The organism is Flagellimonas olearia (assembly GCF_004150225.1).
Taxonomy (GTDB): Bacteria; Bacteroidota; Bacteroidia; order Flavobacteriales; family Flavobacteriaceae; genus Flagellimonas; species Flagellimonas olearia.
The window spans coordinates 254,081-268,024 of sequence record NZ_ML142908.1; the positions used below are offsets into that span (position 1 = coordinate 254,081).

The 13,944-nt window shown below is 43.5% G+C and carries 9 protein-coding genes; 7 read left to right on the forward strand and 2 right to left on the reverse strand.

Annotated features, from left to right (window positions below; all coding sequences use genetic code 11):
* The first annotated feature begins 7 nt into the window (after window positions 1-7).
* From DN53_RS06365 to DN53_RS06375, 3 genes are read left to right on the forward strand one after another with little or no spacing between them, the layout of a single operon-like run.
* The gene (locus DN53_RS06365) at window positions 8-1,339 is read left to right on the forward strand and encodes a vanadium-dependent haloperoxidase (protein WP_129653561.1); all 1,332 of its coding nucleotides are present in this window, start codon (window positions 8-10) and stop codon (window positions 1,337-1,339) included.
* A gap of 22 nt (window positions 1,340-1,361) precedes the next feature.
* On the forward strand, window positions 1,362-2,258 hold the full coding sequence (locus DN53_RS06370; protein WP_129653562.1) for a GyrI-like domain-containing protein: 897 nt from the start codon (window positions 1,362-1,364) through the stop codon (window positions 2,256-2,258).
* Window positions 2,255-3,112, forward strand: coding sequence for an NHL repeat-containing protein (locus DN53_RS06375; RefSeq protein ID WP_129653563.1), 858 nt, complete (start codon window positions 2,255-2,257; stop codon window positions 3,110-3,112). The genes DN53_RS06370 and DN53_RS06375 overlap by 4 nt, the downstream gene beginning before the upstream one ends.
* A gap of 8 nt (window positions 3,113-3,120) precedes the next feature.
* Here the strand turns inward: DN53_RS06375 and DN53_RS06380 are convergent, their stop codons facing one another.
* Window positions 3,121-6,828: a metallophosphoesterase gene (locus DN53_RS06380; RefSeq protein WP_165357301.1), complete on the reverse strand. Its 3,708-nt coding sequence runs from the start codon at window positions 6,826-6,828 to the stop codon at window positions 3,121-3,123.
* Window positions 6,829-6,881: 53 nt separating this feature from the next.
* On the opposite strand from DN53_RS06380, the gene DN53_RS06385 reads away from it, so the two are divergent.
* Window positions 6,882-8,075 (forward strand): Pycsar system effector family protein, encoded by a 1,194-nt coding sequence (locus tag DN53_RS06385; protein ID WP_129653565.1) that lies wholly within the window; start codon window positions 6,882-6,884, stop codon window positions 8,073-8,075.
* Here the strand turns inward: DN53_RS06385 and DN53_RS06390 are convergent, their stop codons facing one another.
* The gene (locus tag DN53_RS06390) at window positions 8,076-10,448 is read right to left on the reverse strand and encodes a GAF domain-containing protein (RefSeq protein WP_129654040.1); all 2,373 of its coding nucleotides are present in this window, start codon (window positions 10,446-10,448) and stop codon (window positions 8,076-8,078) included.
* A gap of 117 nt (window positions 10,449-10,565) precedes the next feature.
* Here DN53_RS06390 and DN53_RS06395 point away from each other — a divergent pair, with 117 nt between their 5' ends.
* The 3 genes from DN53_RS06395 to DN53_RS06405 all read left to right on the forward strand — a co-directional run bounded on the left by DN53_RS06395 (window position 10,566) and on the right by DN53_RS06405 (window position 13,876).
* On the forward strand, window positions 10,566-11,462 hold the full coding sequence (locus DN53_RS06395) for a metallophosphoesterase (protein WP_129653566.1): 897 nt from the start codon (window positions 10,566-10,568) through the stop codon (window positions 11,460-11,462).
* 6 nt (window positions 11,463-11,468) lie between these two features.
* Window positions 11,469-12,644: a helix-turn-helix domain-containing protein gene (locus tag DN53_RS06400; protein ID WP_129653567.1), complete on the forward strand. Its 1,176-nt coding sequence runs from the start codon at window positions 11,469-11,471 to the stop codon at window positions 12,642-12,644.
* Between the two features lie 92 nt (window positions 12,645-12,736).
* The gene (locus tag DN53_RS06405; protein ID WP_207211096.1) at window positions 12,737-13,876 is read left to right on the forward strand and encodes an acyltransferase family protein; all 1,140 of its coding nucleotides are present in this window, start codon (window positions 12,737-12,739) and stop codon (window positions 13,874-13,876) included.
* The last annotated feature ends 68 nt before the right edge of the window (window positions 13,877-13,944 follow it).

A 13,944-nucleotide genomic window follows, 5' to 3' on the forward strand; every position in this document is an offset into this window, starting at 1 on the left:
AGGAACCATGAAAGAAAGATTAAGTTTACTTGCGGTAGTGTTGATGGTCTTCACCAGCTGTCAAAAAAAGCATGAAGCCATTATCATCACTCCGGAAGAATACCACAAATCTGTGGATAAGGTCATCGAAGTGATGATCCATGATATCTTCTCCCCGCCTGTGGCCAGTAGAATATTTGCCTATCCCAACATTGCCGCCTATGAGATCATTGCCCAAAAAGATGATCGCTACAAATCCTTGGCAGGGCAGATACACGATTTAACCCCAATTCCAGAGCCCAAGACAAGGGATAGCATCAATTTTGAAGTCGCCGCCCTCGTTGCGCATATGCAACTCGACAAAAACCTTATTTTTTCCGAAGACCGTATTGTAAGCTACCGGGATAGCCTGTATGCTGTTTGGGCCGATAAGAATGAACCTGTTTTCAACGCCTCCAAGGCCTACGGCCTTGAAGTCGCCGAACATATTGCCGCCTGGATGAACAAGGACAATTACAAGCAAACGCGGACCATGCCCAAGTTCTCGGTAAATTCGGAAGACCCTTCACGTTGGCAGCCCACACCTCCGGCCTATATGAATGGCCTGGAGCCCCACTGGAGTAAAATTCGCCCGTTTGCCATTGATTCCGCGGATCAATTTAAGCCCGCTCCCCCACCAGATTTTTCCATGGAAGAAGGTTCCAAATTTTATGAAGAAGTAATGGAGGTCTACGAAGTGCGCAAGAGCATGATCGGCAAAGGGGATAAATCGGATGAAATAGCCATTGCCCAGTTTTGGGACTGTAACCCCTATGTTTCCGTAACCCGTGGTCACCTCATGTTCGCTACCAAAAAAATAACTCCTGGGGCCCATTGGATCGGTATTACCAAGATAGCCGCCAGAAAATCGGATGCCGATTTTGCCAAAACAGTATATGCCTATACCAAGACATCCATTGCAATTGCTGACGGCTTTATAAGTTGCTGGGACGAAAAATATAGAAGTAATCTGATTCGTCCTGAAACGGTGATCAATGAATATATCGATGACAGTTGGGAGCCCGTACTCCAAACACCCCCGTTCCCTGAATATACCAGTGGACATAGCGTAGTATCCGGTGCGGCAGCCATAGCACTTACGGACATTTTTGGAGACAACTTTGCTTTTGATGACGATACCGAAGTAGCTTACGGCCTACCTGTACGTTCCTTTTCCTCTTTTAACCAAGCATCCGATGAAGCCGCTTTAAGCCGAATGTATGGAGGAATACATTATCGTGCAGCCATTGAGGTCGGAATCAAACAAGGTAGGAGTCTAGGGAAATATATAGTGGACAAATTGGATATGACCAAAGGTTGATTCCCTATCTTTATCCGTAATTATGAGGAAAGTTTATATCACTGCTCTTGCCCTTGTAGTGCTTTTACTGGCATGGTACCTATTCCTGAAACCTCAGGATTATCAGGTTAGTTTTAAGGCAAAGACCGTCCCGGGAATCATCTATGAAACGGTACGGGCATGGAACAAAACTCTGGATAGCAACATCCCCGTCAGGTATCAAAGTGTAGACCATTTTGAGCAGACCATTATTGTGAAAGACTCCATCCATGAATACGTTTGGGACATTACACCAATCCATGATTCCCTCAGTCAGGTCGATGTAAGCATCAAGGACTTGGACCACTCCCTCATGAACAAGATCAAGATTCCTTTTACAGATACGGATTTTGAAAAAGGATCCCGTAAAACCCTGTTGAGCTTTAACGAATACCTAAGCAACCATCTCAATAGCATCAAGGTCACCGTATTGGGAGAGGATGAACTATTTTCCACCTTCTGTGCCTGCGTTCCTTTGGAAAGTGCCCAAAACGAAAAAGCCTCTGGCATGATGGCCAACTACACCTTCATCAGCAACACTTTGGCCGACAATGAAGTTACGGTCAATGGATCTCCCTTTATTGAGGTTGTGGATTGGAGTGTGGAAAAGGATCATTTATCCTATAACTTTTGCTACCCTATCATCCGTTCAGAAAGACTGCCTAAAAACCCCAATATCATTTATAAACGCATTTTTCCAAAAAAAGCACTGAAAGCCATTTATAATGGCAATTACATCACTTCGGACAGAGCTTGGTATACCCTTTTGAATTATGCCCAAGCCCGAAACATTCCGGTGGAGGAAAAACCTATCGAGGTCTTTTTCAACAACCCCAACATGGGTGGAAATGAACTGATGTGGAAAACCGAAGTGTATATGCCCCTTAAAGAGTCTGAATGATCCGAATTTCATTCATATTGGCTTTCTGCGCCCTTCAAGCTTGTGCCCAAAGAACCTATTATGGTCAATTGGAATGGTTAGGGGAATTCCCTTCAAAACTTACCGAGGTATCCGGATTGGAAACCAATTCACATGGCGATATTTGGGTAATCCAAGATAGTGGCAACAAGGATGAAATCCACAAAGTGGATACCACCGCCCAGCTTCTTGAAACCTATAAAATTGACCATGCCAAAAACAAGGATTGGGAAGATTTGGCCATGGATTCACAAGGCAACCTCTACATTGGCGACTTTGGCAACAATACCAATGAGCGGAAAGATTTGACCATCTACAAAGTATCCCATACGGAGTTGGACAAGAAGGAACCCAACGCCAAAAAGATACGGTTCAACTATCCAGAACAAAAACGGTTTCCCCCCAAAAAAAACAAACTGCTATTTGATACGGAGGGTTTTTTTCACTGGCAAGGTTTTCTGTACATCTTCACAAAGAACAGAACCCGTCCCTATACTGGAGAAACTTTGGTATATAGGGTTCCCGACACGGAGGGGGATTATGATGCTGAATTTTTAGGAAGTCTGTTCCTTTGCATGGACCAAGACCATTGCTCGGTAACAGGGGCCGACATTTCACCAGATGGAAAATCCATTGCCCTTCTGACCTATGGCTTTGTTTTTTTGCTGACCGATTTTGATTTTCTGGATTTGTCAAAGGCCCAATCCAAGACTATAGACCTCAATTGTGATACCCAAATAGAATCCATCGGATTTTTGGACAATGGCACATTATTGCTCGCTGATGAGGAAAGGAAAAAAACAGGTCGTAATCTGTATCGGTTAAGACTCAATTGACTTTTAAATCAGAAACCAAATCCCACTCCAAAGGCAAACCGAAGCCCATCGGTACTATTGAACAATCCAAAATTGGCGGTAACGATATCCACACCGTTTACAAAGAAACCACCTCCATAGGAATTATGCCATTTGCCTGAAGCATCCCCGGGAAACCATACCCTACCATAGTCAAATCCGCCATAGATTCCGGGAGTCACCGGAAGCAATCCCGTTTGCCTACTCCTAAAACTATATCGGATATCCGTATTTTGGTAAAAGGCCGTTTTACCCGTAAACCGCTGAAAGCGGAAACCTCGAAGGCCATTGTTCCCTCCAATGCTGGCGCCTTGATAGAACTCAAAATCATCCCCTATGGTAAAGTGTCCCTGCACTTTGGTGGCCAATACCAATCTGCCATCGGAAGAGATTCTATGGTCCATGGACAGACCGGGAACCACAAATCCAAAAGACCTGCCGGATTCCTCGATATTGGTCCTATAGCCACCGCGCAAGGAAAAACTCATCCCTAAAGTTGGATATGCCTCATTATCGGTATTGGAATATTGGTATTCGCCATCGACCCCAACAAAATTTTGATGGCTTTCCTCTCCATTTTCCAGATAAAACTCATTGATGTACCTGTCATCGGTTTCTTCCACCTCAATGCTTTCATATGTGACCCCCAACCGCACCTCGGAACCCAGATATCCTCTCCACACCAAGGATGGAGTAAATCGTAAGGTCCGTAGCTTTACCCGGTTATAATCCAACCCCAAAGGCTCCTCGTCATCATTGTTTACGGTTTCATTGCCAAAGCCGAAAAAGTTGAGGGTAAAATTAGGGCTGGTAAATCGTACCTTCATCTCAAAGTTCACATTGTTGAACACATTGGCAAATTCCCCGGTATACCCCAAATCGAACCCATTTGTCGCAAAATAATAAGCGGCATTCACCACATGCTGTTGGGTAAATGGGTTCTGCTTAAACCCGTTGAAGGTATAGGTATCGGTGAACCCAATCCGCATCCCATCATCTGGGTTGAAACCCAAAGTGGGTAAAATTTGATTATTACTCGCCTTGACTTTCAAAAAGTCATAGGTGTTGGTTTCATAATCATTCAACCGGTGGACTTGCCCCCCAAACGCCTCGTCATAGGTATTTTTCTTGGTCTTAAAATCGTAGGCATGTACTTTTCTTGAATTTTCCGAAATCTTGTACACATCATTGTTCTGCCCTCCAACCAGTCTTACTTTAATTTTGGATGCAGGGGTGTTCACATCAAACACATCATCATCATCCAATCCATAAATCCAAATCTCCTTGGTAAAAGCTGGGTCGTATTGTTTTGTAAAGAACAGATCTTCTTTTTTCCCTCCCTTGATGCGATGGGCAAAAACCTCAACACCCCCATTGGGCAAGGCGGCAATAGTGAAATAATCGTCCTTATCGGTACCGGTCACTACGCTGTACTTGTTAAGAACCTCAAAATATTCCTTGGCCGTATCCACCAAGTTATCTTTTCTGGCCATTAAGGTCTTCTTTATTTTTATGAGGGATGAATCCCTGACCGCTTCGGGGAAATCCAGAAAAGCATGGTCCACTACCGCCCCATCAATGTGTTTTTGAATAAATTCCGCCTGTTCTATCCACATATCCAAATCAGACTCGGAGAGAAGCGCCATATCCAAGGCAAACGTTCGTGGGGACGAAGTAAATCCTTTCACGCTCCTGATTTCTTCGTTGAACCCCTCAAAAATTTGCAGCCCCGGAACCGCTCTTGAGCCAAAACCCATAATCAATCCATCGCCCCAACGCGAAAAAGCCTGATCCCTATCCCTAGGTATGGGCCTGAACACCTTGTCACCACCCTCTTTGAACTGAGCCCATCGCCATTGGTCAACGTGCCTGTCCCAATCCCCAATAAGGATATCGAACAAGCGCGCTTTTACATATTCCTTATGATCCAGACGATATTCTTCATCTTCCCGAAGTTTGTTGATGAAATCGTAAGTGCTTTCAATCTTTTTGGTCTTTCCAAAGCTCTCCAAGTTGTCGTGCCCATCGGATACGTGTTCCTCGATCATATAGAGTCCATTGCCAAAATCGGTATTGAAATCGCCCAAAACAGACTGCTTGGGCACATAGTATAGTGTAGGATTGGTATGGTAAAGCCCCACCGCGTCAGATAGCTTACCAATCACAAAAGGCGCATAGGGATGGGCGCCGGTGTAAAGATCCAAGAGCAAGTCCTCGGTATAGGTGCCCTCAAATTGCCCAATAACATATTGATCCCTAAAAGCTATGGCCTGTAGATAGCGTTCCGCACTTTTCCGAAGGTCACGCATTACATATTGCCTGCCCTGACTATCTTCCAAACGCAAGGAATTGGATTGGTTACCTCCTCCCTTACGAACCACTTTAAGTCCCCCAAAAAGGGTATCCAGCCTCACTGTTGGGGCCTTCACCTTAGCAGCATAATATTTTCGGTAGCGTTCTCCCCATAAAAACTTATGGAATCCACTTTTATCGATTTCTTCATCGGTATAGACCGAGCTCTCCATAAATGGAGGGAAATCCTCAGGAAGGGATACTCGCTCCGTGGATCGGTCTGGAGGTAATACTTGGGCATGGAACAAAAGCTCTTCCGAAGTTTCGTCCGCACCAAAAAAATTGACACTGCTCGAGCCGTCCTTGTATACTTTGAGGATGGCATACCCATTTCGTCCGGTGGAAAACTTGCTGCCGTTCAACAATCGCGTGGCCCCGGTCTTAGCTCCTGCTCCACTCACAATCTGAGGTTTTCCGAACTCTTCAATATATTGAAGGGTGTGCTCATGGCCTGATACAAAAATGACCTTATCAGAATATTGGGACAGGGTCACAATACGTTTTTTCAAATCATTGTAGACTTTGTTACTAAGATCTTCCACAGTGGCCCCGGAAGTTCTGCGCAAAAAGTTCACCGCCGTTCCAAGAACGGGAAGTGGGACCTTTCCACCACTGGGATACAAGTGTTGGGCAAAAGAAAATTGTCCGCCGTGCGCCCCATAGGTGAACATGGGGTGGTGCAAGGCAATTACGATGGTCTTGTCCAAATTTTTCTTGATGAGACTTTCCAGTTCTTCCAAGAACCTAGTGCGATCTTTGATCTCACAATTATCATTCATGGTAGGATGTTTGTCCCAATTGGTAAGGTACCACTCCGTATCAATGGCAATGATCATGGTTTGTTCGCTTACCTCCACCTTTTCAATGGGGCAACCGTTGTCCGGAAGGAACACTTCCTTGCTATCCAATACTTTTTGAATGTACTTCTCTTCCCGTTCCAAACCCTCCAATCCCTTGCTGTACCAATCATGGTTCCCTGGAACAAACACCGTGTTTCCCTTGAAGGATTTCACTGCCTCCAATTGGGCGTCCAAATGGTTCTTGGCCATTTCATGACCCATGGGATCCTCATCTTTATCAGGAAATCCGGCCGGATAGATATTGTCCCCTAAAAATAGTACGGTACTATTGGCATTAGCATTGTCCAAAACAGACTTGAAGCGTTTTAGGGTGGGATTCATCTCTCCCATGGGCGATTTTCCCGCATCCCCAATCAAATAAAACGTATGGTCAACCTCTTTTCCCAACGACGTATCACTCCCTATCGAGGCTGCATATTTTGCCTCATAAGTGGCGCAGCCATAAGCCAAGATCAATAAACATGCGAGCAAGTAATGTTTCTTCATATCCATGAGGTTGACTCCAAAATTTTGTACTTTGGATGTTCAAATATGTAGTTATGTCGGAAATTGTTGAAAAAGCTGAACTTTTCGCTTCGAAACTTTTGAAAAATGATCTTGATCCCAGATTCTTATACCACAACTTACGACATACGCAACGTGTAGTTAAAAGTACTAAAGAATTGCTCAATTTCTATGACTTAACGGAAGCGGAGCAAGAAAAGCTACTGTTGACGGCTTGGCTGCATGATACCGGCTATGTAAACGGAAGACTGAACCATGAGGAAGCCAGTTGCAAGACCGCTTCCGATTTCCTAAAGGAAAATGGATATAAAGCCGCTGATATTGAAGAGGTATGCCGCTTGATTATGGCCACCAAAAGGCACCATGAACCCCAAACACTTTCCGAACAGATCATCCGTGATGCGGATTCTTCACACTTTGCCAAAAAAAGCTACTGGGAAACCACCGATTTTTTACGGGAAGAATTGAAAGAACTGGATGTGGCCGATTATTCCCCAAAAGAATGGCGGGATGAAAACATTAGAATGTTCCGAAATGAGCATCGCTTTTATACCGACTATGCCAAAGAAAATTGGCAAGAGGGCAAGGAACGCAACCTAAAACAGCTGGTAAAGGAGAAAAAAACCGAAAAGGACATTGCCAAGAAAGAAGCCTTAAAGGCCCAATACAAACAAGAGAGCCCGGACAGGAGCGTGCAGACCTTATATCGTGTTACCCTAAAAAACCACTTGAAACTGAGTGATATTGCCGATACCAAGGCCAACATTCTATTGTCGGTAAATGCCATTATCATTTCCTTGGTCTTGGCCAATTTGCTCACCAAACTGGACAATCCCTCCAATACCTATCTCATTTATCCAACGTTCATCTTGATCCTGTTCAGTGTGGCTTCCATGATTTTATCGGTTTTGGCCACAAGACCCAATGTCACTACTGGAAAATTCACCAAGGAAGACGTGGAGCAAAAAAGGGTGAACCTTTTGTTCTTTGGCAATTTCCATAAAATGAAACTGGAGGAATATGAATGGGCCCTTCAAGAACTGGTCAAGGACAAGGAGTACGTATATTCCTCACTGACCAAGGACCTATATTACTTGGGACTAGTGTTGAACAAGAAGTATAAAATTCTAAGGATTACCTACAACATTTTTATGTTGGGTATGATCATCTCGGTACTGGCTTTTGGAATTGCTTTTCGCTTCTTTGGTCCTGAAAGGCTTACGTTTTAATCAAGATTTCAGCTCTTCCATCAAATCATCATACGTATAGGTCTGCTCCGATTTCTTGTCCTTTTTGTACAGAATCTCTGCGCGGATGGCCTTAAGGCCGGTTACCCCCTGAAGTCCTTCCAACTCCACAATTTCTATGTTGTTGGTAAAGTATCCTTTTGCCTTTAAAAAGTGTATGTAACGCATGTATTCCCTTTCGTCCTTACGTTGGGAATATACGATGGCCAGTTTTCCTTTTTGGGTCAACCTCTCATTGGTGCCCTTGATATAGGATTTATCAATACGTTTTTTGATCACTTCATATCTGGCATTATAGGTGCCATCCACATCAAAACGTTTTTCGTCCATCCTAAAACGGATGGCCAAGGAGGTGCTGTACACCAAAATCAACGAAGCCACATCCAACTTTACGGGCAAATGCGGTTTCATGGCATAGTATTTATTCTCCATATCGCACATCACCTGAAGCTGCCACAACCTCAAATTGCTCAAATACAGCTTGTTGAATTTTCTATCGCGTGCAATAGAGCTACCTATGTACATGTTATGCTCAACCCCATCGGTTTTGTACCGTTCAAAATAGTGAGGGAACATCTCTTGGGCTTCCAATTGTTTTTTATCCAACAAAGCCGCCAATTGCATGTTGGCCTCCATAACGCTATCATCATAATTGCGCCGGTGGTCATAATACGATTCGGTGGTTTCGTCTATCTTGGATTCGTATTTCTGGATAAGGCCTTTGAGTTCTTTGTCCTCCTTTTTCAAGTGTTTGAAAATGGGATCGACCTCCTCTTTCACAAAGTCAAATACGGCCTGCTCCGTGTGGGTATACAACGCTTCTCTGACTTCACTGAGGTAGGTATCCACCCTATACATCAACTCTTCGTATATGGGCAGTTGATATTTTTGGGTCGCTCTTCCGAGAACCTCATTGATTTCGGAAAGTTGGATCATTAAATCGCGCTGAATGGACAGATTGCGTTCTTTCGAGGAATCCTTGATATCAATCTGGCCGTACAATGGATACACGTCCTTGAACACAATTTCCTTGAACAAGGGTTGATGTCCCGCAAGTTCATCGGCCATAAACCGCTTGGCTTCCTCCTGAAACTTCCAATATACAGATGGATGCACCGTAGTACACTCATGTTGGATAATAGCATCAATCAGGTTTTCCTCTTCCTCAATAGATCGCAGTACCGCCGAGATGATAAACGGCATTACATCGTCCAACTTATTGGCATTGACACTATTGAGCTCATTCACTGTATTGGAAACCAGCTCCAAAACCCCCAATAACTCCCCATCATTGGATATGGGCGCCAATATGGCACTCTTTATCCCCTGCTCGTGCAAACTTTTGTACGGTTGGCTTTCATGAGATCTCACCAATGATTTTTCTACATTGGAGATGGCGAAATATTTACTTTCCCTAAAAAGCTTTCCATGGGAATAATCACACAGCATAGAATCACAGGGCTCGGAGTCCTTTCCATGAAGGATAAAACTCTCCATGCCTTTCCCATATATTTTGAAGAAATGGTTGGCATTGGAATCATAACCCGCAAATCCAACCTTGATCTCCTTGAGCCTGAACAGCGACCTAAACGTATCCTGAAAACTCTCCATGAAATCCTTTTGCACATGCTTGTGCCTTCCTATGAGGGTAGATTTGATTTCTGAAATGGAGTGCTCTGCCGTAACGTCGAACATATTGGAAATCACAAAACCTTTGGCAATGAAACTATTGGGCGGAATCTTTTCTTTCCAAAGTTCCATATTCTCAAAGTTCTCCAAAAGTTCATCCACATCATCTTGTGTAAGTTCCTTGGAATGTTCCGTTGGGATGATTTCCATGAAATCCGCATTATATAGGATACGATAATGGTGCATTACCCCGTTCGCATCGGGAATATCATAGAAAAAGGGCCGTTTAAAATCCAGTTTAAACCCGTAATAAAAGCTGAGGATCACCGTACATTTCATAATGTAGCTCAGCTCATCGGGGATATTGCGGATTTCCAGCTCAAAATCTTCCCCTGCATCCTTCAATATCCTCTTAAACCGTTCGGAAGAGTTAAAAGTCAGGTTCTCAAAAGGAGTGGAAGCAGTCTTTATCTCATTTTGGGTAAGTACCGGCGAAAACGTATCGGCCAAAATAATGCCTATGACCTCCTTGTGCTTTTCCAGTAGGTCCAAATCCTTGAATCCATCCCTGAGTTCCGGGTAAGGAGCCTGTGCATCCAAGACATACCTCGCCCGTTCAGCAAGATATTTGTCCTTGCTATTGAGCTGTTTGTCATAATGTTCCAATAGTTTGTTGAAACTAACCAACTGCACCATTGGACTTTCGGCATTGTAATGTGGCACCATACCCATATTGGTCGAGATTGAACAGGTAAAGTTACAAAAACCGACACTGTTCTTTCCATAAAGGAGATTTTTATGGATTAATCGCCATTTTTAAGGATATTTAGTAAAAATTATCCCATGTCCTCCAATGCCAGATTAGATCGGGCCTATGCAAATGCCAAGGTCATCCCTTTTGATGACGACTCCAAATTCATTTTTTTCAGCGATTGCCATAGGGGGGACAATAGTTTTGCCGATGATTTTGCCAATAACAGGAACATATACTTCCATGCCCTTAGTCATTATTATCGTCAGGGGTTCCATTATTGCGAACTTGGGGATGGTGACGAGCTTTGGGAAAACATGGGGTTCGATTCCATTTTTGAGGCTCACAAAAATGTGTACCAATTGCTTCGCCGCTTCCATCTGGAAAAACGATTGCATATGCTCTGGGGAAACCATGACATGGTCTATAGCGACAAAAAATATGTGGACAAACACCTTTCCCACTATTTTGAGCCGATTGACGGATCGGACAAAGCCCTTTTTCAAGGCATCACCTTTCATGAAGCCCTTATCCTAAAACATACCGGAACAGGTCAAAAACTGTTCTGTGTACATGGCCATCAAGCGGATTGGTGGAACTATGTGTGTTGGCGCATTGGACGATTTTTGGTGCGTATCCTTTGGAAACCACTCCAGGTGGTAGGTATTGCAGACCCCACAAGTCCTGCTAAAAATTACAAGGAACTCATCCGCATCGAAAAACGCATAAAACGATGGATTCTGCGCAATCATCTACAAATCACCATTGCGGGGCATACACATCGACCACGATTTCCAGAACCGGGTCAAATTCCATTTTTTAATGACGGAAGCTGTGTGCACCCCAGAAGCATTACCGGAATTGAACTTGAGAATGGGAAAATTTCCCTCATCAAATGGCATATAGACACCAAGGCAGATGGTACATTGCAAATTGTAAGGGTACTATTGGAAGGACCGGAAAGGTTGGTCGATTATATGGATCATTAAATCAATATGAATCAAGCGAACACCGTATTGGAACAAATTCCCATTCAGTTTGATCTGGCTTCGCACATCATACTGCTCGGAATTGTGCAAGGACTATTTTTAAGCTTGGTCATCTTTTTAAGAACCAAAAAAAGGTCTGCAATTCAACTTTTTGGTTGGGCCATGCTCGTCCAATGCTTGGTATTTGCCGATATATACCTCTGCTATACCGGGCTCATGAAACATGTACTGTTCCTGAACGATTCCACCGAACCTCTGGTATTGCTCATTGCGCCCACGCTTTATTTTTTCTTGCATTCTTTGCTGAGGCGCCAACCCTTTACCTTAAAAAAGAACTGGTTCCATTTTATCCTTCCCTTAGCGTATACAGTGTCCCAAATACCCTATTCCATAAGTCCGATGGAGGTAAAACTCAATGCCTACATTGGGGCCTACCATCGTGATCTGGGTTTTGTGGAAGTCCCAGGTGATGTGAGTTATTCGTACCATATCATCAAAGATGAATTTCGGTGGATATTGCTCTTCAGTTTCGCATTCTACCTCTTTCTCTCGGTCCGATTGGTGCTTCGCTCCTGGCGAACAAAGGAGTTTTCTTCAAAGAACAGCAAAGTGGACAAATACACTTTTTCCAGAAGCCTGGTTTCATTCTTACTGTTCTTATTGGTATTCATTTTCTTGACCTTCCTCAACTACGACGATGACAGCGGCGACCATTATCTTGCTATTTTTGGTACCATTACCATCTTTATCACTTCTTTTTTGATTCTTTCGGAATCCCGTTTCTTCGAAAAATCATGGATTGCGGATAAATATGATACCCTTTCATCCAATTCACTTCAATTTGAAGAAGTGGATCGGTTTTTGGACGATCAGGCCTATTATTGCAACCAGGATGCATCCCTAAAAAACTTGGCGGGGGAACTCAACACCAACGCCAATACCATTTCCAAGCTGATCAACTCCAAGACCGGCATGAATTTCAATGACTTTATCAACCAAAAAAGAATCCAACTGGCCAAAACCCGTCTGTTGGATGACGAATTTCTCCATTTAACCGTAGAGGCCATTGGGCACAGTGTTGGTTTCAGGTCCAAATCTGCCTTTTACAATGCCTTTAAAAAACATGTTGGCAGTTCTCCTTCGAACTATATGAAGCAGAAAAAGGGGCAAAAATACCTGTAATTTCTCCCAAATTGTAATTCTGGACGTTTTGCAATCCCTAAAACTGCCACGTTCCGGTAGTCTATTGCATCTTTGGACAAAACGCATCAATCATGCAGGCAAACATCAGACGTTACGATTTGGATTGGTTACGGGTCATTGTATTTGGGCTCCTTATTTTTTACCATGTGGGCATGTTCTTTGTACCATGGGGCTGGCACGTAAAAAACAATGTCATCTATGACTGGCTGAAATGGCCCATGCTTTTTTTGAACCAATGGCGTTTGCCCATTCTTTTTGTCATTTCGGGTATGGGCACCTATTACGCTTTTGGAAAACGCACTCTTTTGCAGTTTAATAGGGAACGCCTCAAACGATTGGGCATTCCTCTCATTTTTGGCATGTTCTTCATTGTTCCACCACAGGTGTATTTTGAGCGCTTGACCAATGCCCAATTCACGGGTTCGTACTGGGAGTTTTTTACCACGGTGGCCCGCAATGGGGTATATCCAAAAGGAAATTTCTCATGGCACCACCTATGGTTCTTACCTTACTTACTCGCCTTTTCGTGGGTGTTGTCCCCATTTTTCCAACGGATTCGAAAAAGTCCGGGCACATTTGTACGATGGATAAAACACCTTGTGGCAAAACCTTTGGGTTTATATTGGTTTATTTTGCCGCTATATCTATGGGAAGCTTTGGTGGAACCTTTTTTTGACATTACCCATAATCTTATCCACGATTGGTTTGCTGTGATCAACTACAGCACGCTTTTCTTTTACGGCTTTATCTTGGTTGCACTGGGCGATACTTTTTGGAAAAGTGTGGAAAAGCTAAAAAAACAAGCCCTCATCATTGGGCTAATATGCTTTTCGGGGCTCATCATTTGCTGGCAATTTGAGGATGGGTACATTAGACATTTTATCGAAGCCTTTTTAAAGGTGACCAATCTTTGGAGTTGGATACTGGTCCTGTTTGCCTATGCTGCAAAATACTTGAATCGACCTAGCAAGACATTGGCCTATGCCAACCAAGCAGTGTATCCCTTTTATATCTTACACCAAACGGTGACCATTACCATTGCTTACTATTTAATGGATTTGGATTGGGGGTTTCTCCCAAAAGCCAGCATTTTGGTAGTGGGTACTTTTGGTATCAGTTGGCTGATCTATGATATGATCATTCTCAGGATTCCTTGGCTACATCCACTGTTCGGACTAAAAGCAAAACGAAAAGAATTGCTTGCAGCTTAACGATTTAACGCCGCTTTATCATCTTCATGGCAAGGTATTTGCTACATTTACAAGTATCAATCGACCAA

Excerpts from the sequence above, each read along its gene's own strand:
- DN53_RS06395 (WP_129653566.1), top strand. The coding sequence starts at position 10,566 with ATGTCCTCCAATGCCAGATTAGATCGGGCCTATGCAAATGCCAAGGTC.
- DN53_RS06385 (WP_129653565.1), top strand. The coding sequence starts at position 6,882 with ATGTCGGAAATTGTTGAAAAAGCTGAACTTTTCGCTTCGAAACTTTTG.
- DN53_RS06375 (WP_129653563.1), top strand. The coding sequence starts at position 2,255 with ATGATCCGAATTTCATTCATATTGGCTTTCTGCGCCCTTCAAGCTTGT.
- DN53_RS06380 (WP_165357301.1), bottom strand. The coding sequence starts at position 6,828 with ATGAAGAAACATTACTTGCTCGCATGTTTATTGATCTTGGCTTATGGC.
- DN53_RS06400 (WP_129653567.1), top strand. The coding sequence starts at position 11,469 with ATGAATCAAGCGAACACCGTATTGGAACAAATTCCCATTCAGTTTGAT.
- DN53_RS06370 (WP_129653562.1), top strand. The coding sequence starts at position 1,362 with ATGAGGAAAGTTTATATCACTGCTCTTGCCCTTGTAGTGCTTTTACTG.
- DN53_RS06405 (WP_207211096.1), top strand. The coding sequence starts at position 12,737 with ATGCAGGCAAACATCAGACGTTACGATTTGGATTGGTTACGGGTCATT.
- DN53_RS06390 (WP_129654040.1), bottom strand. The coding sequence starts at position 10,448 with ATGGTGCCACATTACAATGCCGAAAGTCCAATGGTGCAGTTGGTTAGT.
- DN53_RS06365 (WP_129653561.1), top strand. The coding sequence starts at position 8 with ATGAAAGAAAGATTAAGTTTACTTGCGGTAGTGTTGATGGTCTTCACC.